Raw genomic sequence first — 22,528 nt, 5'->3', positions numbered from 1 at the left:
AAGGGATCGGTGGGCATGCTGAGTGTCTGGCTGCAGGTCCGGGGCGACAGCTTCCGCGGTGCCCTGAGCCTTGATGTGCCTCCCGAAAGCGACTTCGCCGTCGAGGGCCGCAGGAGAACCGCGGATCCCTAGCGCTGCGGCGTAAGCTCCCGGCGGTGTGGACGATCTGAAGCAGGCGCGGGCGCTCCCCTTCTGGGGCGAGGCGGACACCCCTCCGGAGTCCCCGCCGGGCAAAGCCCCCGAGGAGCAGGGCTTCGTCGCCGTCCTCCGGATCTTCGTCCGGACCTGGCCGTACCTCTGGCCCCAGATAGTCGGCCGCTGGCGGGAGCTGCCGCGCAACAAGGCGGCCGACGGCGACGCCGCCGCGGAGGGCGCCTGGAGCTTCCGTCACGTTCCGCCCCTGGTCACTGTCCTGACGGCGCTCGGCCCGCTCCTGTGGCTGGCGCCCCCGGGAAGCGACTGGCGCCACGACCTCCTGCTGGCCGGCACGGTCCTGATGACGGTCCTCGTCTGGGTGCTCCTCTTCGCCAGGGGCCGGGCCTACCTCTGGGCGTCCCTCGCGCTGGTGCTCGTCGGCACGGCAGCGTTCCTGTTCGCGCTGTTCGGCGTGGACGGTCTCGCAGACTCGCTATACGTGGGGCTGGTGGCGGCGGGATGCGTCTGCATCTGGGTCCTGCAGTACCGGTTCGACGGCGGCAAGCTGCGCTTCCGCATCCGGCTCGCCAGCCACCTCGTCTACTACTTCGTCCTGGTGTGGGCCTCGACCCTGCTGACGATGGTGATCGCTCTCTTCTCCGTGGACCTGATCAGCCAGTCCATCCTGCAGGCCGAGCCGCTGACGCCGTTCCTGGCCGACTTCATCGGCCGGTCGGAGCTTGCCGGCGAAGCGCCGCCTGGAGCCGGTGCGGAGTCTGTGGAACCCGACGCCGATGCCGCCGAACCGAACATCGACCTGGCGCCGCTGACCGCAGAGCAGCGGCACAGCCTGAAGTGGATCTACGCGGTCTTCATGGTCTTCGGGTGGTTCGCGCAGCTCCCGGTGATGATGCTGCTGCCCTACTACTACATCTTCATCATGCAGCGCGTGAACCAGGACCTGCGGATGGCGCTGGTGGAGCGCTGGCTCGGGCTGTCTCTCCGCTACCACAGCGACCACCGGGTGGGCGATTCGGTCTACCGCATCTACCAGGACAGCGCCCAGGTCACGGCCGTCATCGGCAATGTGACGCAGTCGATGCAGATGCTGAGCACCTACGCGATCGGCGTCGTCTTCCTGGCCGCGCTCGATCCGATCCTCGGCGGCATGGCGCTCAGCATCGTCCTGCTCGCGGTCCTGTGGGGGCGGTGGTTCTCGCCGCGGATGCGCGAGCGATCCCTCGCTGCCCGGGAGGCCAACTCGGACTTCACGTCGCGCGTCCAGGAAACGTTCGCCGCGATTCGGGTGATCAAGGCCTACGGCGCGGCGGACAGGGAGCAGGAGCGGCTCGAGCGGGATTCCGTGAGGGCGTTCAACGCGTCCTTCCGCGTCCGGTCGCTGATGGCCGTCGTTGGCATCGTCACCTTCTCGATCGCCGCCGCGGCGCTCCTGAGCGCGCAGTTCCTGATGGCGGTCTGGGCCAATGGCGAACGAGAGACGTTCGCGATGGCGCTCGTCGCCCTCGTCGGTCTCAGTTTCGTGACCTGGAACCTTGCCGCGTACAACTGGGCCCAGGAGCAGATCGGCGCGTCGAGCGTCTCCGTGCGGAACGTCGTGACCCTGTGGTCGCAGGCCCAGGACATGGCGATGGGGCTCGACCGGTCGTTCGACATTCTCGACATCGAGCCCGACGTGAAGAACGCTCCCGACGCCGCGCCGATGGGACCCTTCCGGCGCCAGATCCGCTTTGACAACGTCGACTTCGCCTACGAACCGGACCGTCCCGTTCTGCGCGATGTCAGTCTCGTTGTCGAACCCGGCAGCATCACGGCGATCGTCGGCCCGACGGGATCGGGCAAGAGCACGCTGGTCAGTCTGCTGCTTCGACTGTTCGATCCCGACTCCGGAACGGTTTCGATCGACGGCGTCGACCTCCGCGGGCTGGACGTGGACAGCCTGCGCGGCAACGTCTCGGTCGCCCTGCAGGAGAACGTCCTGTTCGGCATGTCGGTCCGCGACAACATCCGCTACGTCGTGCCGGATGCGGACGACGAGAGGGTGCTGGAGGCAGCACGCGTGGCCTGCGTGGACGAGTACGTCGCCGGGCTCCCCGAAGGTCTGGACACGGTCCTGAGCGACCGGGGCGGCAAGCTGTCGACGGGGCAGCGTCAGCGCCTCTCGATTGCCCGGGCGATCGTCAAGGACGCTCCGATCCTGATTCTCGACGAGCCGACGGCCGCGCTTGACGCGTATACCGAACACCGGGTGCTCGAACGCCTGTCGGCGTGGGGCGAGGGCCGCGCCATCTTCCTGATCACGCACCGGATCTCGACGATTCAGCAGGCGGACAGGATCCTCTATCTCGACGGCGGCCGGATCGTCGAGAACGGGTCCCATAACGAACTCATGGCGGTGGAAAGCGGGCGCTACCGGTCATTCGTGGAGACCGAGGCGAGACTGTCGAGACGGGCCGGCGAGGCCGGTTGATGGCCGAAGCGGCTCGCGCTTCTCGCCCGTCGCTGCGGGAGCACGAAAAGCAACTCGACCGCGCGGCCAGCGTTCTCGACCTGGGCACGGACATTTCGTTCCGGGAGGTTCTGCGCATCTTCGCGCGGGTCGTCTCGACCTTCGGGCTGTTCAAGGCGCGGATCGCGACGAAGCTCGGCTTCATCACGGTGGAGCTGGCCTTTCGGCTGATGGTCGCGCCCTGGCCGGGAAAGGTCGTCGTCGACCACGTCATCCTGGGCATGCCCATCGGCGACGCGTCGGGCTTTCCTGCCTTCCTGGCGCCGGCCGTGCTGTTGCTGGACGGCATGGGGCCGGTTGAGATGATGCTCTGGGTGTTCCTGCTCGGGGTGTTCATGGTGACGGTCTTCGGGTTCACCACCAGCCGGGGCGCGGGCAGGTCTCCCAGCGGAGCGCCCACAGGGGCCTCGGCGGGCTCTTCCGGGGGCGCCACGGCCCTCACGCCGCAGGGCCTCGGCACCCTGGCTCAGGGCCACGACATCGCCACGCAGACGGAGAACCAGGCGAACCTCGGTTCGGGCCTGATGGCGGGCATCCTCGGGTTCATCGACTTCCGGGTGCATCTTCGCCTCTCGCAGTCGATGAACCACTTCCTCCGCACCCGGGTGGCCGGGAAGCTGCGGTCGCTGCCGATGACGACCCTGGACGACCTGCGAATCGGTGACAGCGTCTACCGCGTCCTGTACGACTCCACCAGCGCCAACATGCTGCTGCACGGCATCGCGCTGGGGCTTTACTCCGGCCTGCTCGGCGTGGTGATCACGCTCTACATCATGTTCACGTACTTCGGCGCCGCACCCGAGGTCATCGTGCTGGGCATGCTCGCCCTTCCGATCGTGTTCCTGGTCGAACTCCCCTTTGCCCGCATGGCGCGGCGCCGAGGCCAGGCCAGCCGCGCCTCCGGCTCGAGCACGACGAGCAACATCGAAGAAGGGATGAGCAACGTTCTCGCCGTTCAGAGCCTCGGCGGTAACGAGCGGGAAGCGCGGCGATTCCGGCGGGCGAGCGCGGAGTCGTTCAAGCGCTTCCGCACGGAGTGGTTCCTGGTGCTCACGGTCCGGCAGGCCTTCAGCCTGGCGCTGATGCTGGGCCAGGTCCTGTTCTTCATCGTGATGGCGGGCCGCGTCATCGACGGCACGTTCACCGCCGGCGACTACTTCGTCCTCACGTACTACTACTTCGTCCTCAGCGCGACGTTCGGCGCCTGGGGATTTGTGTACACGGAGTGGCAGGGCTACATCGCCGGCATGCGCCGGGTGTTCTTCCTGATGGACCTGCCGGAAGAGAAGACGCGGGACGGCGTCGAACTGGACAGGATCAAGCGCGGCGTCGAGATGAAGGGCGTCGGCCTGACCTACCCGGACGGCCGCCGCGCGCTCCGCAACGTGGACCTTGAGGCAAGGATCGGCGAGATCGTGGCCTTCGTTGGGCCGACCGGCGCCGGCAAGACGAGCCTCGCCTACATGGTGCCGGCCTTCGTTCAGGCGACCGAGGGGACGGTGGAGGTCGACGGCGTCGATCTGAAGGACGTGGCGGTCGAAAGCCTCAGGAAGCAGGTGTCGTACGTCTTCCAGGAAACGCAGCTCTTCTCCGATTCGATTCTCGAGAACATCCGCTACGGCAACCCGGCCGCGACCGAGGCGCAGGTCGAGCGTGCCGCGCGCGTCGCCGGCGCCCACGACTTCATCGCCGCCCTGCCGGACGGCTACCGGACCAACCTCGGCACCGTGACCAGCAAGCTGTCAGTCGGACAGAAGCAACGCATCGCCATCGCCCGCGGGCTCCTCCGGGAAGCCCGCATCCTGATCCTCGACGAGCCGACCTCGGCGCTCGACCCCGAAACCGAGGCCTACCTGGTCGACGCCCTGCACGAAGCGGCGAAGGACAGGCTCGTCATCATCATCGCCCACCGCCTGTCGACGATCGCCAACGCGGACCGGATCTACTTCCTGGAGGACGGCGAGGTCCGGGAGTTCGGGTCGCACGAGGAACTGATGGCGATCCCGGGTGGGAGCTACCGCGAGTATGTGTCGCTGCAGGCTGGTTCACAGGCTTGAGGGGCACACCGGGAGGGTCGAGGCCCTCGCGGTGACGCCGGATGGCCGGCGCGTCGTCTCCGCGTCGGCCGATGCGACGTTGCGTGTTTGGGACCTCGAATCGGGGCGGGCCTTGTACACGCTCGAAGGCCACGGCGCCGGCGTCTGGTGTGTTGCCGTAACGGCGGACGGCAGGCGGGCCGTATCCGGTTCCTTCGACGCTACGTTGCGGGTCTGGGACCTGGCTTCCGGTCGGACGCTTCGGGTGCTCCGGGGACACGACACTGAGGTCTACTCCGTGGCGGTGACGGGCGATGGCCGGCGAGCCGTCTCGTCGTCCGCGGACACCACGCTCCGGGTGTGGGATTCCCGGACGGGCCGGGAGGTGCACGTCTTGGAGGGGCACACGGACGACGTCAAGTCCTTCGCCCTGACCGCCGACGGCACTCGTGCCGTTTCCGTCTCCTGGGACAAGACAGTCCGGGTGTGGGACTTGGAGGCCGGACTGGAGTTGCGCACCCTCGAAGGACACACCGACGCGGTCCACGCCGTCGCCGTCGTCCCGGAGGGCGCGCGAGCCATCTCCGTGTCCGGAGACCGGACGCTGCGGCTTTGGAATCTCGACTCGGGCCGCGCGTTGCACACGCTCGAAGGACACAGGGCAGAGGTTTATGGCGTGGCAGTGGCACCGGACGGCGAAACAGCAGTCTCCGCCTCCGCCGATGCAACACTGCGCGTCTGGGATCTCCAAGCAGGCCGGGGTCACCAAGTGCTTGAAGGCCACACAGGACCGATCTTCTCCGTGACTTTGATGCCGAGCGGCCGGCGCGCCGTCTCCGCCTCCACGGACCGGACTTTGCGCCTCTGGAACCTCGAGTCAGGGCAGCAGCTCGCCGCCGTCGAGTGCAACGACCGTGTACGCCCTTGCGCCGTCTCGCTCGACGGCCAGACCGTTGTCGCCGGCGACGCGGGCGGCGTGGTCTACGTCGCTAACGCCGACTTAGTTCGTCGAGACGCTCGGTCAGCGTGCGGACGACTCTGAGTAGTTCCACGATCGCAGCCTCCGGAGAGGTGACTTGAGGCCCCGTTCCGGCTCCGAGCTTGTCCTCGATCCGGGCGAGCTGTTCGGTGATCATGCGGAGTTCGGGGTCGTGGAGCTTCATCACATACGTCCTTAGTAGGGATTCGAAGGCGTGATCTTCCAGGCCTTCAGGGAGTGCACGCGGGCGTCGCCGGCGGCGGAGAAGACCCTAACGCCGATGCTGTCCGGGCGCGACGGATAGATGCGCCGTGCGATGGCCTGACGGCCATTCGCGAACACCTCGACCACCGACTTGTCGACGAAGACGCGCAGCTTCAACCGCTTGCCGGGCTTCAGTTCGAAGGGAGCTGCTTCGACCGCCTGCGGCGTGTCGTCAGGACCTGATCTGCTCGTGTCGACTTTCAGCAGCTTCGCTTCGGCGTCGTAGAAGATGGACGTTTCCTCCTGGCCGTCGGGCGAGGCGCGGACCTTGACACCGACGTGCGATGCCTCCGCGCCTTCCATCTCGACTAGCAGCTCGAGGCTGTTGCCGGCGACGCCGTCCATGGGCACTTCCTCGTCGGCTGCCACGACGAACGGCCCCTTCCGCACCTCGCCGTAGCGCAGCGCCTCGATCTCCTCCGGCACGTCCATGCGGAGCAGTCCGTCATCTCCGAGCGACAGCACCCGGGGCAGGCTTAGGGTGCCGGACCAGCCATGCTTCGTGCGCGCTCCGAAGAGAGGCTCGTCGAGAATCCAGGCCCACATGATGCGGCGGCCCCGGTCGTCGACCAGGCTCTCCGGAGCGAAGAACGAGTTGTCGACCCAGCTCATCCGGGCGTGAGACTCGGGATGGAACTGTTCGTCCCTCCACTCTCCGACGTAGTAGCGGCAGCCGAGCCGGTGGCTGATGCACAGGAGCACGTGCTTGCCGCCGAGTTCGAAGAGATCGGGGCAGGACACGTCCTCGTTGATCGCCACGCCTTCGACACCGTGGGCGAAGAGGTCGCCGGCGTACTTCCATTCGCCGTCGAGTTCCGGCGACTTCGCGACCGCCGGGCGTTTGCCGCCGAAGATCGCGTAACAGGTCTCGCCTTCACGCCATCCGAAGGGGTCCCACGAGCGGTACTTTCCGTGGTGCTCGTCTCCCTCCCGGGTTTGCGGCGTGATCGGGCTCGAGTCGAGCTTCTTCCACTCGTTCAGGTCGTTGTCGAGCGCCACCGCCATCGCGTTGCCCAGGCCGTGCTGGTGGTAGCAGATCGTCGGCACGCCCTCCCGGTTGAGGAAGCAGTTGCCGCTGTACATGCCCTCGAGCAGACCCGTCGGATGGTGGTGCCAGTGGAACAGATCGCTGCTCGACACGTGGCCCCAGTGGTCGGAGCGCTTACCCAGCCGGGTGTCCTGGAAGATGTAGAACAGGTGGTAGCGGCCCTTCCAGTAGATCGCGCCGTTCGGGTCGAAGGGCATGGCCACGCCTTCTGGCATGACGAAGTGGTAGCCCGGTCGCGCCTGGTCACTCAGGATGCGTTCGCGTAGTTCGCGGGTGTTCTCGGCGAGTCGATCCGCCCTCCTGGACCCGGCAACCGACACGCAGCGCCAGGCGCCGTCCGATTCCCTCGTCATCCTGAACTCGAAGAAGCCGCCCCCGGTCGGCGAACGCAGCGCAACCGGGTCGACGGCGGCAATGTCTCCGTCGAACACCACTTCGGCGTCGTCCAGGACGAAGCGCTTCTCCCGATCGGTCGGTCCGTCGACCTGCTTCCGCAGATACTCCCGGAGATCAGCCTTGGTCGTGCCGGAGCTGCTTCGCCAGGAGTCGGCGAAGAAGTCGACTTGTCCCTCGATGTCACCGGCCCTCGTTGCCGCGTCGTAGGCACGCAAAGCTGCCAGGACCGCCTCCTCGACCCTCGCACAGGAGGTATCGATCGTGCGTTCCGTCATTGGTGGCCCCCTGCCTGCAACGCGGCGTATCTCCGGTAGCGCCCGTCGCGTACCGCCATCAGTTCCTCGTGAGTTCCATGCTCCCGGATCTCTCCTTCCTCCAGGAAGTAGATCCGGTCGGCGTTGGCAATCGTCGACAGGCGGTGGGCGATGATGATGACCAGCCTGTCCTTCGCCGCTTCGTGCAGGGCGTCGACCAGGTAGGCCTCGGTCTCCGGGTCGAGCGCGGAGGTCGGCTCGTCCAGGATCAGGATGCGCGCGTCCTGCAGGAGCCCCCGGGCGATGGCGATGCGCTGCTTCTGCCCCACCGAGAGCTTGCTGGTCACGGTGCCGAGGTTGGTCCGGTAGCCGTCCGGCAGGGCGGCGATGAAGTCGTGCGCCCCGGCCACGCGCGCGGCACGCTCCACTTGCGCCTCGGTCGCGTCCTGGTTGCCGTAGCGGATGTTCTCAAGGATCGAGTCGGAGAACAGTTGGGTCTCCTGGAAAACGTAGGAGACCTGGTCGCGGAGGCTGTCCACCGACACGTCCTTCAGGTCGACACCGTCGATCGTCACCGTACCTTCGGTCGGCTGAACGAAGGCCGGCACCATGTAGGCGAGGCTGGTCTTGCCCGCGCCGGTCGGGCCGACGAACGCGACGATCTCGCCCAGGCGGGCCTCGAGGTTGATGTCGCTCAGCGCCCGCCGTCCGTCGGGATACGTCAGCCCTACGTTCCTCATCTCGACGCCGCGGCTGATTCGGGACAGTTCGACTCCTTCGCTCGTCTTCTCCGACGGCAGGTCCATCAGGAAGAACACCCGGCGCAGGCCGGCGATGTTGTCCTGCAGAACCGGGTAGATGAAGCCCATCCCGCTGAACGTCGCGCTCAGGACGAAGAAGTAGTAGTTGAGGACGAAGTAGTCGCCGGCCGTGAACGTGCCGTCGATCACGCGTCCGGCGATGAAGACGAAGAACAGGACCTGGCTCAGCAGGAAGGCCAGGCTGCCGAATTGCTGGTAGGTCAGCTTGAGCAGCGACTCGATGCGGAAGCGCCTGAAGGACTCCTCGCTGGCCTTCCTGAATCGCTGGCCTTCCCGCTCGTTTCCACCGAGGCTCTGCACGGCGAGCACGTTGCTCATGCCCTCTTCGATGTTCGCCGTCGTCGCGGCGCCCGAGGCGCGGCTGGCCTGGCTTCTGCGCCGTGCCATCCGCGCGAATGGACCGACGAAGATGAGCATGATCGGCAGCGACAGGGCGGCCAGCAGGATGACCTCTGGAGCGTCGCCGAAGTACGTGTACATCATCATCGCGCTGATCGTGATGCCGAGCGCATGGGAGTAGAACTCGAGACCCACCTCGTAGAGAACGCGGCTGACGCTCGTCGTGTCGTAGAGGACGCGGTAGATGCTGTCGCCGATCCGCTGGTCGTCCAGGGTCGTCATCGGCAGGCGCTTGATCCGCCCGGCGAGTTTCGTCCTGAGCAGGTGGTTCATCGACTGGGTCAGGCGCAGGTGCACCCGGAAGTCGAGGAGTCCGAGAATGCCGCCCATCAGGCCGGAGCCCCGGTTGGCCTCGTTCTCGGTCCGGGTCGCGGTGTCGTGCCCCTGGGCCAGGGTGCCGTGCCCCTGCTGGAGGAGGACGGTGGCGCCGCCCGACGAGGCCGCGGATGCTCCGGTGGGCATTCCGGTCGCGGACCTGACGGTGCCCCGGTTCGTCGTGAACCCGAACACGGTCACCATGAAGACGCCGAGGACGAGTACCCACGCCATGATCTCGAGCGGGCCCTTCCCGGCCAGGAGCAGCACGAACGGGCTTAGGTAGGAGGGGAACCCGGCCGCGTCCACGATGGGCATGCCGAGGATGACGTGATCGACGACGATCTTGCCCGGCCACGGCGCGACGAGCAGCCGGAACGCCATCTCCGCCGTCAGCAGCCCGAACTTGGCGGCGACCCGCGTCTTGAAGAGGCGCATGTAGGCGAGGGCGCGCCCGAAGATGCGCAGGACCTCGCGGAACGGGATGTCGGTTTGTGTGTCGAGCGCGCTCGCCGAACGATCGAGCGCTTTCTCTCCCTCTCGGAGCCTTGCCCGCCACGTTTGGCGGCGGTCCGGGAGTCGCGGGGCGGTTGCGGGCTGCGTCAGATCGACTCTTCCGCAGGCGTCCGGCCAAGGCGCCGGCCGCCAGGCAGTGCCGCTCGCCAGCCCGCGTGCAGGCGGCGGGACAGTTCCTCGATCTGCTCACGGCGATCTGGATCGGAAGCCAGGTTCTCGTACTCGAAGGGGTCTTCCTCGAGATCGTAGAGCTCGCGCTCGGTCTCGTCGCCCGTTGCCCTCAGCGGCGTCCACTCCGTGTAACGGTAGCGCTGGGTTCGCAGGGTGCGGCCGTGGAAGCCCTGGCGGATCGATTCCGAGAAGGCCGCCGACTTCCACGGGCGGGCCGGATCGTCGAGCAGCGGCCTGAAGCTCGTGCCTTCGAGTTCATGCGCCGGGGCCGGCAGGTTGGCCAATTCGACGAGGGTCGGGTACAGGTCGACCAGTTCCACGAGTCCGGCCGCGACCTCACCGGCCTGGCCGCCTCCCGGAAGCCGGACGAGGAGCGGCACGCGGGTCGACTCCTCGAACTGGACCGTCTTGCGCCACAGGCCGCCGTGCTCGTTCAACTGAAAGCCGTGGTCGCTGGTGAACACGACGATCGTGGAGTCGGCGAGATCGAGCAGCTCGAGGGCGTCCAGCAACTGGCCGACGTAGAAGTCGGTCATCGTGACCATCGCGTGGTACGCGGCGATCGCCTGCTTGCGCTGCCTCTCCGTGTGGGCGGCGTCGTCCGGCAGGATTCGGAACGCCGCGGCGGGCAGGTCGTCCGTGTCGTCCGGCGGCGTCTTCGGCAGTTGGATCTCATCGACCGGGTGCTGGTCGAAGAACTCCACGGGGCCGACCCACGGCTGGTGGGGCTTGTGAAAGCCGGCGGCGATGAAGAAGGGCTTGTCCCGGTTCCGCGCCATCAACTGGACGATGCGCGTCGCCGTGGTTCCGTCCGGCGTCATGCGCGGCGATTCACGCGTCGCGCGCCACGACAGGGGCAGACCCGCCGGCCGCCCCAGGGTTCTGAGGACGTCGGCGCGGGACATGCCGTCCTCGGAGCCGTCCGTCCAGGTGTTGTCGCGTTCGACGGACAGGTCGACGCCGGGCAGGTAGCCCGGCAGGTGAAGGCGCATTTCGGGCTCTCGGGACAGGGCGAAGTTCGACACGTCCCAGGACACCGCGTGCTCGAAGATGTTGTGCGCGATCTTGCCGACCCGGGCCGTGAAGTAGCCGTGGTCGTGGAAGTGCTCGGGCAGCATGCGCAAGTCGTCACCGATCTTGCTGCGGGGAGGCGTCTGGCCGTTGTAGATGTCCGTCGTGGGCGGCCGTAGTCCGCTCAGAAACGAAGTCCGGGACGGGTTGCAGAGCGGGTTCTGCACGTAGGCCCGGTCGAAGCGGATGCCCTCGGCGGCAAGGCGGTCGAGGTTCGGGGTCTTCGCGCCCGCGTACTGCGGGGAAGGCGCCGAGTCGAGGTAGGCGCCGAGCGCGACGTTCAGGTCGTCGGCGATGATGAACAGGACGTTGGGGCGCTCCTCCAGCCCCGTCTCCCGATTCGGCGCCGCGGCTGCCAGCAGGAGTTGGTCCGACCGGTCGGGCGGCTGCGCGACGCTGGGCACGCAAAGCAATGTGCCAAGCAGCAGGAGTGCGGTTTGTTCTCTCATGGTAGGCGTCCCGCGAGTCATTAGAGTTGCACGATTCCGAGATGTCTGTTGTTCTGCTGCCGTCGACGCCGAGATTGAGCGTATCCGCGCCGCTGCTTCTGCTTGCAGGGCTACTGACCTTGCTGGTTGCCTGCACGCCAGAGAGTCGCGCCGACCGGCTGGAGTCGGCCGCCCTGAAGCCGCGTCCCCCCGCCGTCGGCGGACCGCGCTACGGCGGCCACCTTAGAGTGGGCCACTCGCTCGAGCCCACGTCGCTCGACGCGATCCTCGGCCGGTCGGGCGCCGATGCCTACTTCTGGCGGCAGATCTTCGATCAACTGGTCGACGCGGACGCGCAGCTCAATCCTCGGCCGGAGACCTCGCTCGCCACTTCCTGGGAGATCGCGACGGATCCCGACTCGATCACCTTCCACCTGCGGGAGGGCGTCGTCTTCCATGACGGCACCCCCCTCAATGCCCATGCGGTGAAGGTCAACATCGAGCGGATTCTCGATCCGGCTACCGTCGCCACGCCGCGCGCCTCGCTGGCGGTGATCGAAGGCGTCGAAGTGATCGACGAGTACACGGTGCGCTTCGATCTGGCCGGGCCGTGGGGCGCGGGTTTCGGCATGCTGGCCGACCGTGGTGGTGTGATGAGCTCGCCGGCCGCGATCGAGTCGCTCGGCGCCGACTACGGCTGGAGCCCCTCGGGAACCGGGCCGTTCAGGGTGAAGGAAGTGATCACCGGCACCCTCGTGCACTTCGTGAGGAATGAGAACTACTGGGGCCGCGACGAGCACGGCAACCAGCTTCCGTATCTCGACGAGGTCACGGTCCGGGTGATCCGGGACGAGACCGTCCGCGCCGCCGCCCTGCGCACGGGCGAGATCGACGTCACCTACCTTCCGTACAAGGACGTATCGACCTTCGAGCGCGACGAGCGGGTCCGGATCGAGACGATGCCGGGCGGCGGCATCGCGCTGACACTGGTGTTCAACGTCGACAAGCCGCCGCTCGACGACGTGAACGTCCGGCTGGCGATCGCCCACGCCGTCGATCCGGCCGTGATCAACAGGGCGATCTTCTTCGACCGGGCGATAGAGGCGGACGCGGGCATGTGGCCGGTGGGTTCCTGGGTCCACGAGCCGGACGGCGAACGTCCCTACTACGACGTGGACAAGGCGCGCCGCTACCTCGAGAAGGCCGGGCGCGAGAGCGGCCTGGAGTTCACGGCCGTCACGCACCACAACCCCCTGCTCGTTTCCAGCGCCGAGGTGGTGCGGGCGATGCTGAAGAAGATCGGCGTCCACATGGACATCGACGTGCTGTCCAGCGGCCCGGCGACCGAGAGGTTCAATCACGGCCAGGAGTACCCGATGTTCATCACCTCCTGGAGCCGCTATCCCGAGCCGGACTGGATGGCCTCGCTGGCCTACAAGAGCGACGGCTACTACAACCCGGGCAACGTGCTGAGGCCGGACGTCGACGAGCTGGTGGAACTGGGCGCCTCGCTCTACGACAACGAGGCCCGCAAGCAGGTCTACCTCGAGCTCAACCGGACGGTGCTCGGCGAGGCCTGGTTCACGCCGCTGCTCTACGGCGTGACCTTCGCGGCGGCGCCCGGGCGAGTGCGCAACCTCGACCAGTTGATGGGCTGGGACGGCAAGATGAACTTCGCGACGATCTGGCTGGAGGAGTAGCACCAGCCACATGCGCAGCTACCTCGTGCGCCGCCTGTTGCAGGCGGTGCCCGTTCTCCTCCTGGTCACCTTCCTGGTGTTCGCGTTGATGCTGGCGATTCCGGGCGACCCGGCGCGGGCGTTCATCGGCCCCGGCGAGGCGCTCGACGAGGAGCAGTTGCAGCTCATCCGCGAACGTCACCACCTGGACGAACCGGTGATCGTCCAGTACCTGATCTGGCTCGGCAACGTCCTCCAGGGCGACTTCGGCCGTTCGACCCAGAACATGCGGCCCGTGGCGGAGGAACTCGGCGGCCGGGCGCTGGTGACCCTGCAGTTCGGCCTCGCGGCCTGGATTCTCGCCGTGCTCGTCGGCGTGCCGGCGGGGATCGCCTCCGCGGTCTATCGCGGCAAACCGATCGACTACGCGGCGACGGTGGTCTCGATCGGCGGGGTCGCCATCCCGAACTTCTGGCTCGGCATCATGGCGATCCTGCTGTTCGGCGTGGGGCTCGGCTGGCTGCCGAGCCAGGGCTACGTGAGCCTCTTCGACGATCCGTTGCAGAGCCTGCGCCACATGGTCCTGCCGGCCTTCGCCCTCGGCGTGACGAGCTGCGCGCTGATCATGCGCCAGAGCCGCTCGGCGATGCTCGAGGTGCTCGCCCAGGACTACCTGCGCACCTCACGCGCCCGGGGGTCCAGGGAGCGCACGGTGATCTGGTCGCATGCGTTGCGCAACGCCCTGCTGCCGGTCATCACGATTCTCGGCCTGCAGACCGGCAGGATCTTCGCCGGGGCGATCGTCATCGAGACGCTGTTCGGCATCCCCGGCACCGGCCAGTACATCGTGCAGGCGATCTTCGCCCGCGACTTCCTGGTCGTGCAGGCGGCGGTGCTGCTGATGGCGGTCGCCGTGCTCGCCGCCAACCTGGTCACCGACCTGGCCTGCGCCTGGCTCGACCCGAGGATCAAGTTCGGTGGCTAGCGCTACGACGACCGGCAGCCACCCGACGGTCGAGCTGCTGCGCAAGCTCGCCGGCGTGCCGCAGGCGCTCGCCGGACTCGTCGTGCTGGCCCTGATCGCCGCCGCGGCGGTGCTGTCGCCCTGGATCGTCCCGGTCGACGCCGAGGAGATGGACTTCGACAACCTCCTCTCGGGCCCCAGCGCCGCGCACTGGCTCGGCTCCGACCAGATGGGCCGCGACACCCTTGCCCGACTGATCGTCGGCGCCCGGATTGCGCTCTCCGTCAGCCTCGGCGCGGTCGGTCTGGGCGTGCTGCTTGGCGTACCGCTCGGCCTGCTCTCCGTCTACTTCCGCGGCCGCGTCGACGACGTGCTGATGCGCCTCATGGACGCTCTGGTCGTGTTCCCGAGCCTTCTGATCGCGGTCGGCCTGGCGGCCGCGCTCGGCGGTTCGCTACAGACCGTGATCATCGCCATCGGCATCGCCAACGTGCCTTGGATGGCGAGGATCATCCGCAGCCAGGGCCTGTCCATCCGCGAGCGCGACTTCGTCAAGGCCGCCGAGAGCATCGGCCTCAGCCACGGCCGCATCATCCTGCGCCACATCCTGCCCAACTGCATTGCCCCGGTCATCGTCCAGAGCACCCTCAGCATGGGCTACGCCGTCCTCACCGAAGCCGCCCTCGGCTTCGTCGGCGTCGGCATCCAGCCGCCGACACCCACCTGGGGCAACATGCTCCAGCAGGCCTTCCCGATGCTCGAACAGCAGCCACTGCTGTCGATCGTGCCGGGCGTTGCGATCTTCCTGCTGGTGCTGTCGTTCAACTGTGTCGGCGACGCGTTGCGGGACCTGCTGGACCCGCGGCTACGGGGGGTGATTCACTGAGGCGGTGGTGCGCGAGTAGTGTGGAACTCCTGAACCGGCGCTGTCGCGCCGGATGCCGGCGGGGACGCCCGCGCACCCAGTTCCGCGGCGGAGGTCTTGGCCGCCTGGCTACTTCGGCTCCCGCCCGGAAGGCAGCACCCGGCCTTCCGGGTAGTCCGCGCCGTTGACGCTCTTGTCGACAGAGCGGTTCCAGGCCTCCAGTTCCGCTCGCATGCGGGCGGCGATCTCGGGTTGCTCTTCGATCAGGTCGCGCTCTTCGCCTGGATCGTCGATCACGTTGTAGAGCTCGAAGGGATCGGACGGGCCGGAGAAGTAGTTCCTCATCAGCTTGAGGTCGTTGTCGAGCCAGGCGTGACCGCCGCTGGCGCGGAAGCCGATGGGCTGCTCCCGGCGGGCGGGCTCGGACTCGAACACGCGGACAATGGAGATGCCGTCGTGGACCTCGTTGATCGACGACGGGTCGAGCCCGGCGACCTCGATCAGGGTCGGAAAGATGTCCATCGTGCTGGCGGGGAAACTCGTGATCCTCGGGGCGATGCCGCCTGGCCATTCGATGATCGTCGGCACGCGCAGGCCGCCCTCGTAGAAGTCCTTCTTGAAGCCGCGCAGGTGGCCGGTGGTGTCAGGGCGAATGCCGGGATTCTCGGGGCCGTAGTCGATGTCGGGCAGGCCGCCGTTGTCGCTCGTGAACCACACCAGGGTGTGGTCGGCGATACCGAGTTCGCGCAGGCCCTCGCGGAGGGTGCCGATGGAACGGTCCATGGCGATGATCTCGGCATGGTGGGTCTTCGAGGCGTCGTCCAGCGACGCGAAGGGCTCTTCGTCTTCCGGGAAGGCGCCGAAGGGTCGGTGCGGTGAGGCGTACCAGATCACGGCGAACGCGGGTTTGCCGTTCTTCGCCTGCTCGGAGATGTAGCGCAGGGCTTCGGCGACGAGGACTTCGGACGAATCGCCCTCGAACTGCTTCCGCACCCCGTTCTCGCTCAGGACAGGGTCCAGGTTGAACTGGTTCGTATGGCTCAGCCAGTAGTCGAAGCCGAGTTCGCCGGGGTTGTGGGGGTCGTCCGCGGGCATCGGATTGTCGCCGCTCGGATGGACCTGGTTCAGATGCCATTTTCCGAAGTGGGCAGTCGCGTAGCCGGCCTGCCTGAACGCCGCGGCGATCGTCTTCTCCTGCTTGTTGATCGAGTCGCCGACGCGGAAGGCCCCGGTGCGATCGTTCGTGCGGCCGGTCAACACCGTCGCCCGGGTCGGCGTGCAGCTCGGTGCGCCGGCGTAGAACCGGTCCATTCGCAGGCCGGCGTCGGCCATCGCGTCGAGATGGGGCGTCTGGAGCAGTGGATGGCCGTAGTAACCCGTCTGCGCCCAACCCATGTCGTCGGCCATGAGCAGCACGACATTGGGCGGATTGTCGCCGGCTTCGGGTTGGCAGGCGAGGACCGCGACGAGCAGCGCGGCGACAAGAGAAGCGAGCTGTTTCACCATTTCCGTCTATCCTACGGTCGCGAGCAGACACAACACTCTCTAGCTGGAGGACGACATGCACAAGTACCGAGCAACGATTCCCCTGATCTTCGCGGCCTTCCTGGTCACGGCTCTTCCCGCCATGGCGCAGCGCGCTGACGATGCCGACCGGGCGAGCAAGAACGGGATGGTGAAGGGAAAGATCGACGGCGTCGCCATCACGGTGGAGTACGGACGCCCCAAGGTGAAGGGTCGGACGATCTGGGGCGGCCTGGTTCCCTACGGTCAGGTCTGGCGGACGGGCGCCGACGAAGCGACGACGATCACGTTCAGCGCCGATGTCGAGATCGGGGGCCAGAAGCTGGCCGCCGGCACCTATGCCCTCTTCACCGAGCCGGGCGAGAACGAGTGGACCGTCATCTTCAACAAGGTCGCGAAGCAGTGGGGCGCCTTCCGGCACGACGCCGGTCAGGATGCGCTGCGCGTAAGCGCCACCCCGAAGGCCATCGGGGAGCACGTGGAGGAGATGGAGTTCGTGATCGTCGATTCGTGGGTCGCGATGCAGTGGGAGAGGCTCGCCGTGCCCTTCGAGGTGAAGAAGTCGGGCTGACCCTCTTGCTCGATCGGAACCGGGCGCTGAAGTCCCGGGGTGAGCGGGTGCTCCCGGGTGGCATGTACGGTCACATGTCCACCTATCGGCTCCTGCCGCCCCGGTACCCGCAGTACTTCGAGCGGGCGGAGGGCTGCCGGCTGTGGGACGCCGACGGCAACGAGTACATCGACTTCATGTGCTCGTTCGGGCCGATGATCGCCGGCTACGGCAATCCGCGCATTCGCGCCGCCGCGGACGCCCAGCGCGACCGGCTCGACATCGCGAACGGGCCTCCGCCGCTCATCGTCGACCTGGCCGAGCGTTTCGTGCGACAGGTCAGCCACGCCGAGTGGGCCATCTTCGCGAAGAACGGCAACGACGCGACGACCGTCTGCAACATGGTGGCTCGTGCGCGGAGTGAGAAGCGGAAGATCCTCGTGGCCAGGGGCGCGTACCACGGTGCGGCGCCCTGGGCCAACCACATCTCGCGCGGCACGCCCGCGGAGGATCACGTTCACTTCCCGACCTACCGCTACAACGACGTAGCCAGCCTGGACGCGGCCTCCCGGGCGGCGGCCGGCGACCTCGCTGGAATCGTCGTGTCCGCCTTCAGGCACGACGCCGGCCACGACCAGGAGATGCCCGATCTCGCCTTCGCGCGCCGCGTGCGCGAGATCTGCGACGCCGAGGGCGCGGCGCTCATCCTGGACGACGTGCGGGCCGGGCTGCGCCTGTCGCTCGACGCGAGCTGGTCCGAGTTCGGCGTCCAGCCGGATCTGTCGGCCTGGGGTAAGGCGATCGGCAACGGCGAACCGGTGGCGGCCATTCTCGGTAGCGAGGCGTATCGCGAGGCCGCGACGCGCGTCTTCGTGACGGGCTCGTTCTGGTACCAGGCCGCGCCCTTCGCCGCGGCGATCGAGACCCTCGACCTGTTGGCGGAGATCGACGCCCCGACCGTCGTGGAGCGCCTGGGGCAGCAGTTTCGGGACGGTCTGGAGGAACAGGCGCGTCGTTACGGTCACGCGATCCGCCAGACCGGACCGCCGCAGATGCCGGCCGTGTTGTTCGAGGACGACGACAGGCGAGAGAAGGGCTTCGCCTTCTGCAGCCACGCTCTCGACCACGGCGTGTACCTGCACCCCTGGCACAACATGTTCCTGTCGGTCGCGCACACGGAGTCCGACATCGAGCAGGCGCTCGCCGGAACCGATAAGGCGTTTCACGCGCTCGGCTGAACGGGCTCGGTCAGCTCACGCGTTTCCGGTGGCGATGACGTAGAGGCGGTCGGAGATGTCCCGGACCGTCTCCTCCATCTCCGCGTAGAACTCGCCGCGGGTCGTCATCAGGCCCTGGTGCTGGGCCTGCTCCTTGCCGGGCATGGTGTTCGCCGTGTCGATCATCCCGCACATGTGCCAGCCGACGAAGTCGGGCCGGGCGGTCGCGTTCTCCATGAACTCCCGCGTCCACTGGGCGCGCTCCGCCATGTCGCGCGCGTGCTGGCCATGGGGATTGGGCATGCTCTCGGTCGGCGTGGTGTAAGCGGCGTCGCCGTTGAGGAAGGGTTGCCCCACCGTGTCGGTCAGCCGGTCCATCGTCTCGCGCTGACCCTCCCAGCGGGCGTAGTGCTGGGTGTTCACGAGGTCGGTGTACCGGCTCGTTGTGGCTGCGATCGAGTCGAGCCCGTCCGTGTCGCCGTTGATCTTGTCGCCGAGGAAGAGGTGGTTCGGGTCGGTCCGGCGGAGGGCTGTCTTCGCGACCGAGTAGTAGCGCTCGACGCAGGGCAGCAGGAAGGCAGCGTTGTCATCGCGCTCCGCCTGGTTCGAGGGAGCCTGATCGGGTCGCCAGTCCGTCGCCTCGAGCAGGTCTGACCACGCTCCGAAGCCTGTGCCGTAAGTGGCGTTGAAACCGGACACGTCGCCGTAGCGATCCCGCGTGAAGTCGACATAGGCCTGTTTGCCGGGCGCCTCGGCGGCGAAGTTGCGTAGCCGGCGGGGCCACGTCGTGCTGCCGTTCCATTCCGCCTCGTTGTCGGTCAGGGGAGGACAGTCCGCCATGCAGTAGCCCAGCACCATGGGGTCTTCACGGTAGGGCGCGGCGACTTGCCGGGCCGTGCGTTCGCACAGCGCCTCGAACTCCGGGGCGAAGATGTCCGCGTAGGCATCGGGCTTGGGCTTGAGGTAGTGCGACAGCGCCAGCGGCTCGTAGGGCGCGACGAACGGAAACCGGGCCTGACCCGGCGGATGCGTGAGCATCGTGGCGTTCGTGTGAATGCCCAGGGTGTTGAGGCCCAGCCTCCGCAAATCGGCCAGCGCTGCCTCGCGGAAGCCCCGGTTCCAGGCCCGGTCGTAGACGTCCTCCGCGCCGAATCGCCGCAGCCAGTGATCGCGGTTGTAGTCCTGCGCCCACCAGTTCGCGTGGTAGTGGTTGACGCCCCAACTGATGAAGGCGTGGCCTTCGGGAGTGACCAGCCACCATCGTCGTCCGTCGTGCTCGGTGCGAAAGAAGCCCGTGGCGTCGAACTTCAGCCCGGTCCAGCCGCCGAAGCGGTCTCGGTCACTGGCCGGTTGCGCGGCCCAGGTCGGCCCTCCAAGGCAGGCGCCGAACCCGACGAGAGCCGACTTGAGCAAGTCGCGTCGAGCAATGGGGTAAGGCACGGCGTCTTCCTTTATGGCTCCACCGATCGTACCGCCGTGAACGAAGCGACAATGAAAACAGGTTCAGAATCCGTCTTAGTCGCTATGGAGGAGGCTTCGTACGGCGATGGCGATCGCGCGGCCTCTCACACACTTCTGGTTGACGAAGGGTTGCGGTTGACATATGGTTGCATCTGCAAGGACGTAGGAGATATGCCCACGGAGATAGCGATCCAGGAGTTGCGACCCGAAGAGGCGGCTGAACGGCTCTTCAGGGCCCGCGAAGAGGACAGCGCGTGGCTCGACCGCTTTGCCGAGTGCCTCGCTGGCTATCGCGAAGGGCCGGCTGGCGGAACAAGCCTCACTGTCCGCCAGTCCGGTTCGGAACTGCTGCGCACTATCGGTCTGTGGCAACTCAGTCAGGCGAAGGCCGCCGCGTTGTTCGGCGTGAGTCGCCAAGCGTTCGCCAAGTGGCTGGAGCGCGGTGTGCCGGAAAACCGCGTGGTGGCCGTGGCGAATCTGATGAACGCTACCAAGCTGCTGGAGCACTATCTCAAGCGCGACCGGATACCCGCGGTGGTGCGGCGGCCGATACCGAGGCTTGCAGGTGTCTCCCTGCTGGATCTGCTGAGCCGTGGTGACACGAGCCAAGTGCTGTCCGCATGTCGGGACATGTTCGATTTCGAGCGCGCGCACAGGTGACGGCCGAGCTGATAGTCGAACGAATCCCCGACGGTCACTCGTGGTGGCGGATCGCCAAGCGGACTTGGGATGATCCGCTTGACCCTAGCTACGCTCAGCGGCAGGGCCGACGATGGAACCCGCCGGCCAGCTTCCCGACGCTCTACCTGAACGAGGACATAGTCACAGCGCGCCTGAATCTTCGCGCCTTCATCGTTGACGAGCCGTACGAACCGGAAGAACTACGGGAAGACAACGGGCCGGTGCTCGTGGAGTGCACGTTGCCGCGAGGCCAGGTCGTCTGCGACATGCACACGCCTGAGGGTGTGCGTGCCGCTGGGATGCCCGTCACCTATCCTCTCGATGGGAACGGCGACGTGGTCGGACATGAACATTGCTGGGCAATCGGAAAACGGGCCAAGGACCAGGGTCTGAACGGCGTCCGTGCGCGGTCTGCTAAGTCCCGGGACGGCGCGGGACGGGAACTGGCGTGGTTTCCGGCATCCGTTCGCAGCGTCGCCCGACAGGTCGCGACGCTGGCGTTTCCTGTCTGGTTCTGGGGCTAGTCGAACTACGGCGCTCTACCGAACCAGCACGTACATCACCACCAGCGCAACGGCGAGCAGCGCCGCCAGCAGCCGCGGATCCAGAACGCCGCGGATCTCGGACCGGGTCAGGAACGCGTAGGGCTTGTCCCAGGTCAGGCCGTCGATCTGCTCGGGCTTCGGCGGCGGGGTCGCCAGGCTGATGGCCACGTAGATGACGCTCAGGATGCAGAAGTACCACCAGGCCTGGAGGAGGAAGGGGATTCCGAGGCCGTTCACGGGATCGGAGACGTACTGGACGCCGCCGAGGAATCCGAAGCCCATGTCGAACAGGAAGATGATGAAGCCGGCCACGAAGCCGAAGAGCAGGGTGAACGTGCCGGCTTGACGTGTTCCGCGCCGCCAGAAGACGCCCCATAGGAGCACCGTCGCGATGGGAGGCGCGATGAACTGCGCCGGCAGCTTGTTGATCGCCTCGAAGATGGAGCCGAACCGCTCGCCCTGGGTGGACCAGGCGATCGCGACGCTCATGACGACGACCGAGCTGACGCGCCCGATGCGCACCTGCGACGTTTCCGACAGGCCGGGCCGAAAGTGCTTCGCGATGTCGACGGCGACGAGCGTCCCCGTGCTGTTCACCGCGGCCGCGATCGTGCTCATCAGGGCCGCGAGCAACGCCGCCGCCATGATGCCGATGAGCCCGGTCGGCAGCAGCTCGGTGATCAGCGTCGGCAGGGCGTCCGTCGGCTCGGTGATGATGTCCCGGAAGAGCACGTAGGCGAACACGCCCGGCAGCACCATGAAGAGCGGGGGCAGGAACTTGAGCAGGGAAGCGAACAGCGCGCCGTGCTGCGCGTCGCGCAGGGTTCCCGCGCCCAGAACCCGTTGAACGATCGTCTGGTCGGTGCACCAGTACCAGAGGCCGAGGATGGGGAAGCCGAGCAGGAAGCCGTACCAGATCGACCCGGGGTCGAATCCCTCTTCCCCGGGGAGGTGAATCATGCTGAGCTGGTTCGGCTTCGTCGCCTCGAGGAGATCGCCGTAGGAGTCGATCCCCACGCCGGGGAGCCTGGTCATCGCGATGATCGTGATCAGGATGGCGCCGCCGAGCAGGATGACGGTCTGGATCGTCTCGGTGACGACGACCGCCCGGAGGCCTCCGACCACGGTGTAGATCACCGTGATGATCGAGATCATCGCGATCGACATGAACGACGGGATGCCGAAGAACCGCTCGAACACCGCGGCGCCGGCGTAGAGGCTGATGCCGATGTGGATCAGCATCGCCGACATGATGAACATGAAGGAGAGCGTGGTCCGGGCGGCGGGGCTGTAGCGCCGCTCCATGAACTCGGGCAGCGTCGTGATCCGGCTCCTGAAGTAGATCGGCACGAAGACGAGGCTGAGCAGGATGATCGTGAAGGACGCCATCCACTCGTAGTTGCCCACGACCATGCCGACGCCGAAGCCGCTCTCCGCGAGCCCGACCAGGTGAATCGTCGAGATGTTCGACGCGAAGAGCGCGGCGCCCACCACGGGCCACTTCAGGTTGCGGCTCGCCAGGAAGTACGACTCGCTGGTCTGCCGCTTGATCTTGCGCACCGACCACAGGCCGACGAACAGGATGCCCAGCAGGTAGACGACGATGATGAAGAGATCGACGGCTGCGATGGTCATCGGGACGCGGGCTACAGTACACGCCTGCGTTCGCACCCTTCCGCTGC

General features: G+C 67.0%; 16 protein-coding genes. 10 read left to right on the top strand and 6 right to left on the bottom strand.

Going from position 1 to position 22,528, the window contains the following annotated elements:
- The first annotated feature begins 157 nt into the window (after positions 1-157).
- The 3 genes from OXI49_14370 to OXI49_14360 are packed head-to-tail and all read left to right on the top strand — an operon-like array spanning position 158 to position 5,740.
- Entirely contained in the window at positions 158-2,623 is a 2,466-nt protein-coding gene (locus OXI49_14370) for an ABC transporter ATP-binding protein (GenBank protein ID MDE2691698.1), read from the top strand.
- Positions 2,623-4,719: an ABC transporter ATP-binding protein gene (locus OXI49_14365; GenBank protein MDE2691697.1), complete on the top strand. Its 2,097-nt coding sequence runs from the start codon at positions 2,623-2,625 to the stop codon at positions 4,717-4,719. The genes OXI49_14370 and OXI49_14365 overlap by 1 nt, the downstream gene beginning before the upstream one ends.
- A complete protein-coding gene (locus OXI49_14360; GenBank protein ID MDE2691696.1) occupies positions 4,688-5,740 on the top strand; it encodes a WD40 repeat domain-containing protein in 1,053 nt (350 codons plus the stop codon). Before OXI49_14365 ends, OXI49_14360 begins: the two co-directional genes overlap by 32 nt.
- A gap of 132 nt (positions 5,741-5,872) precedes the next feature.
- Here the strand turns inward: OXI49_14360 and OXI49_14355 are convergent, their stop codons facing one another.
- The 3 genes from OXI49_14355 to OXI49_14345 form a co-directional block, all read right to left on the bottom strand.
- Entirely contained in the window at positions 5,873-7,660 is a 1,788-nt protein-coding gene (locus OXI49_14355) for a glycoside hydrolase family 32 protein (GenBank protein MDE2691695.1), read from the bottom strand.
- On the bottom strand, positions 7,657-9,612 hold the full coding sequence (locus OXI49_14350) for an ABC transporter ATP-binding protein (GenBank protein MDE2691694.1): 1,956 nt from the start codon (positions 9,610-9,612) through the stop codon (positions 7,657-7,659). The genes OXI49_14355 and OXI49_14350 overlap by 4 nt, the downstream gene beginning before the upstream one ends.
- A 164-nt stretch (positions 9,613-9,776) precedes the next feature.
- Positions 9,777-11,381 (bottom strand): sulfatase, encoded by a 1,605-nt coding sequence (locus OXI49_14345; protein MDE2691693.1) that lies wholly within the window; start codon positions 11,379-11,381, stop codon positions 9,777-9,779.
- A 41-nt stretch (positions 11,382-11,422) separates the two neighbouring features.
- Here OXI49_14345 and OXI49_14340 point away from each other — a divergent pair, with 41 nt between their 5' ends.
- Genes OXI49_14340 through OXI49_14330 form a run of 3 tightly spaced genes read left to right on the top strand, consistent with a single transcriptional unit; the run spans position 11,423 to position 14,889 of the window.
- On the top strand, positions 11,423-13,060 hold the full coding sequence (locus OXI49_14340; protein MDE2691692.1) for an ABC transporter substrate-binding protein: 1,638 nt from the start codon (positions 11,423-11,425) through the stop codon (positions 13,058-13,060).
- Positions 13,061-13,070: 10 nt separating this feature from the next.
- A complete protein-coding gene (locus OXI49_14335; protein ID MDE2691691.1) occupies positions 13,071-14,024 on the top strand; it encodes an ABC transporter permease in 954 nt (317 codons plus the stop codon).
- On the top strand, positions 14,017-14,889 hold the full coding sequence (locus tag OXI49_14330) for an ABC transporter permease (GenBank protein MDE2691690.1): 873 nt from the start codon (positions 14,017-14,019) through the stop codon (positions 14,887-14,889). Before OXI49_14335 ends, OXI49_14330 begins: the two co-directional genes overlap by 8 nt.
- A gap of 108 nt (positions 14,890-14,997) precedes the next feature.
- Here the strand turns inward: OXI49_14330 and OXI49_14325 are convergent, their stop codons facing one another.
- The gene (locus OXI49_14325; GenBank protein ID MDE2691689.1) at positions 14,998-16,374 is read right to left on the bottom strand and encodes a sulfatase-like hydrolase/transferase; all 1,377 of its coding nucleotides are present in this window, start codon (positions 16,372-16,374) and stop codon (positions 14,998-15,000) included.
- A 55-nt stretch (positions 16,375-16,429) separates the two neighbouring features.
- Here OXI49_14325 and OXI49_14320 point away from each other — a divergent pair, with 55 nt between their 5' ends.
- Both OXI49_14320 and OXI49_14315 read left to right on the top strand, forming a co-directional pair.
- Positions 16,430-16,963 carry a DUF2911 domain-containing protein gene (locus tag OXI49_14320; protein ID MDE2691688.1) on the top strand — a complete coding sequence of 178 codons (534 nt, stop codon included), beginning with the start codon at positions 16,430-16,432 and terminating at the stop codon, positions 16,961-16,963.
- A gap of 5 nt (positions 16,964-16,968) precedes the next feature.
- Positions 16,969-18,180, top strand: a complete 1,212-nt coding sequence (locus OXI49_14315) for an aminotransferase class III-fold pyridoxal phosphate-dependent enzyme (GenBank protein MDE2691687.1) — start codon at positions 16,969-16,971, stop codon at positions 18,178-18,180.
- Positions 18,181-18,195: 15 nt separating this feature from the next.
- Here OXI49_14315 and OXI49_14310 read toward each other — a convergent pair whose 3' ends face one another.
- Complete coding sequence (locus tag OXI49_14310) at positions 18,196-19,599, bottom strand: beta-galactosidase (GenBank protein ID MDE2691686.1); 1,404 nt, start codon at positions 19,597-19,599, stop codon at positions 18,196-18,198.
- Positions 19,600-19,635: 36 nt separating this feature from the next.
- Here OXI49_14310 and OXI49_14305 point away from each other — a divergent pair, with 36 nt between their 5' ends.
- Together OXI49_14305 and OXI49_14300 are read left to right on the top strand one after the other, a co-directional pair.
- A complete protein-coding gene (locus OXI49_14305; GenBank protein ID MDE2691685.1) occupies positions 19,636-20,280 on the top strand; it encodes a hypothetical protein in 645 nt (214 codons plus the stop codon).
- Positions 20,277-20,825 (top strand): RES family NAD+ phosphorylase, encoded by a 549-nt coding sequence (locus tag OXI49_14300; protein MDE2691684.1) that lies wholly within the window; start codon positions 20,277-20,279, stop codon positions 20,823-20,825. Before OXI49_14305 ends, OXI49_14300 begins: the two co-directional genes overlap by 4 nt.
- Before the next feature lie 15 nt (positions 20,826-20,840).
- Here the strand turns inward: OXI49_14300 and OXI49_14295 are convergent, their stop codons facing one another.
- Entirely contained in the window at positions 20,841-22,481 is a 1,641-nt protein-coding gene (locus OXI49_14295; protein ID MDE2691683.1) for a sodium/solute symporter, read from the bottom strand.
- Positions 22,482-22,528: the final 47 nt, after the last annotated feature.

The sequence above is a fragment of the Acidobacteriota bacterium genome, from assembly GCA_028875725.1.
Lineage (GTDB): Bacteria > Acidobacteriota > Thermoanaerobaculia > Multivoradales > Multivoraceae > Multivorans.
Note: the sequence above shows the minus strand (reverse complement) of the source record. Positions and strands in the feature narration are given on the sequence as shown.

Excerpts from the sequence above, each read along its gene's own strand:
- OXI49_14365 (MDE2691697.1), top strand. The coding sequence starts at position 2,623 with ATGGCCGAAGCGGCTCGCGCTTCTCGCCCGTCGCTGCGGGAGCACGAA.
- OXI49_14360 (MDE2691696.1), top strand. The coding sequence starts at position 4,688 with ATGTGTCGCTGCAGGCTGGTTCACAGGCTTGAGGGGCACACCGGGAGG.
- OXI49_14355 (MDE2691695.1), bottom strand. The coding sequence starts at position 7,660 with ATGACGGAACGCACGATCGATACCTCCTGTGCGAGGGTCGAGGAGGCG.
- OXI49_14350 (MDE2691694.1), bottom strand. The coding sequence starts at position 9,612 with ATGCGCCTCTTCAAGACGCGGGTCGCCGCCAAGTTCGGGCTGCTGACG.
- OXI49_14345 (MDE2691693.1), bottom strand. The coding sequence starts at position 11,381 with ATGAGAGAACAAACCGCACTCCTGCTGCTTGGCACATTGCTTTGCGTG.
- OXI49_14340 (MDE2691692.1), top strand. The coding sequence starts at position 11,423 with ATGTCTGTTGTTCTGCTGCCGTCGACGCCGAGATTGAGCGTATCCGCG.
- OXI49_14335 (MDE2691691.1), top strand. The coding sequence starts at position 13,071 with ATGCGCAGCTACCTCGTGCGCCGCCTGTTGCAGGCGGTGCCCGTTCTC.
- OXI49_14325 (MDE2691689.1), bottom strand. The coding sequence starts at position 16,374 with ATGGTGAAACAGCTCGCTTCTCTTGTCGCCGCGCTGCTCGTCGCGGTC.
- OXI49_14320 (MDE2691688.1), top strand. The coding sequence starts at position 16,430 with ATGCACAAGTACCGAGCAACGATTCCCCTGATCTTCGCGGCCTTCCTG.
- OXI49_14295 (MDE2691683.1), bottom strand. The coding sequence starts at position 22,481 with ATGACCATCGCAGCCGTCGATCTCTTCATCATCGTCGTCTACCTGCTG.